Raw genomic sequence first — 1715 nt, 5'->3', positions numbered from 1 at the left:
GCACTGCTCTTTAACAATTTATCAGACAATCTGTGTGGGCACTCAAAGTGACATGGATTCTTAATGTCTTCGGACAATAAATGAATACCAAGTCTCTGAGTGAACATACGTAATTCATTACGAAGTTTAATTCACGAGCATCAAACTTAAATTGAAGAGTTTGATCATGGCTCAGATTGAACGCTGGCGGCAGGCCTAACACATGCAAGTCGAGCGGTAGCACAGGAGAGCTTGCTCTCTGGGTGACGAGCGGCGGACGGGTGAGTAATGTCTGGGAAACTGCCTGATGGAGGGGGATAACTACTGGAAACGGTAGCTAATACCGCATAACGTCGCAAGACCAAAGAGGGGGACCTTCGGGCCTCTTGCCATCAGATGTGCCCAGATGGGATTAGCTAGTAGGTGGGGTAACGGCTCACCTAGGCGACGATCCCTAGCTGGTCTGAGAGGATGACCAGCCACACTGGAACTGAGACACGGTCCAGACTCCTACGGGAGGCAGCAGTGGGGAATATTGCACAATGGGCGCAAGCCTGATGCAGCCATGCCGCGTGTATGAAGAAGGCCTTCGGGTTGTAAAGTACTTTCAGCGGGGAGGAAGGCGTTGTGGTTAATAACCGCAGCGATTGACGTTACCCGCAGAAGAAGCACCGGCTAACTCCGTGCCAGCAGCCGCGGTAATACGGAGGGTGCAAGCGTTAATCGGAATTACTGGGCGTAAAGCGCACGCAGGCGGTCTGTCAAGTCGGATGTGAAATCCCCGGGCTCAACCTGGGAACTGCATTCGAAACTGGCAGGCTAGAGTCTTGTAGAGGGGGGTAGAATTCCAGGTGTAGCGGTGAAATGCGTAGAGATCTGGAGGAATACCGGTGGCGAAGGCGGCCCCCTGGACAAAGACTGACGCTCAGGTGCGAAAGCGTGGGGAGCAAACAGGATTAGATACCCTGGTAGTCCACGCCGTAAACGATGTCGACTTGGAGGTTGTTCCCTTGAGGAGTGGCTTCCGGAGCTAACGCGTTAAGTCGACCGCCTGGGGAGTACGGCCGCAAGGTTAAAACTCAAATGAATTGACGGGGGCCCGCACAAGCGGTGGAGCATGTGGTTTAATTCGATGCAACGCGAAGAACCTTACCTACTCTTGACATCCAGAGAACTTAGCAGAGATGCTTTGGTGCCTTCGGGAACTCTGAGACAGGTGCTGCATGGCTGTCGTCAGCTCGTGTTGTGAAATGTTGGGTTAAGTCCCGCAACGAGCGCAACCCTTATCCTTTGTTGCCAGCGGTCCGGCCGGGAACTCAAAGGAGACTGCCAGTGATAAACTGGAGGAAGGTGGGGATGACGTCAAGTCATCATGGCCCTTACGAGTAGGGCTACACACGTGCTACAATGGCATATACAAAGAGAAGCGACCTCGCGAGAGCAAGCGGACCTCATAAAGTATGTCGTAGTCCGGATTGGAGTCTGCAACTCGACTCCATGAAGTCGGAATCGCTAGTAATCGTAGATCAGAATGCTACGGTGAATACGTTCCCGGGCCTTGTACACACCGCCCGTCACACCATGGGAGTGGGTTGCAAAAGAAGTAGGTAGCTTAACCTTCGGGAGGGCGCTTACCACTTTGTGATTCATGACTGGGGTGAAGTCGTAACAAGGTAACCGTAGGGGAACCTGCGGTTGGATCACCTCCTTACCTTAAAGAACCTGCCTTTGTAGTG

Annotated in this window: 1 rRNA gene; it reads left to right on the top strand. The window is 52.8% G+C overall.

Going from position 1 to position 1715, the window contains the following annotated elements:
- The first annotated feature begins 148 nt into the window (after positions 1-148).
- Positions 149-1690: ribosomal RNA gene (locus V5P19_RS22845) — 16S ribosomal RNA — on the top strand.
- Positions 1691-1715: the final 25 nt, after the last annotated feature.

Source organism: Enterobacter sp. UNJFSC 003 (assembly GCF_036903355.1).
Lineage (GTDB): Bacteria > Pseudomonadota > Gammaproteobacteria > Enterobacterales > Enterobacteriaceae > Enterobacter.
This window is presented reverse-complemented; position numbering and strand designations above follow the sequence as displayed.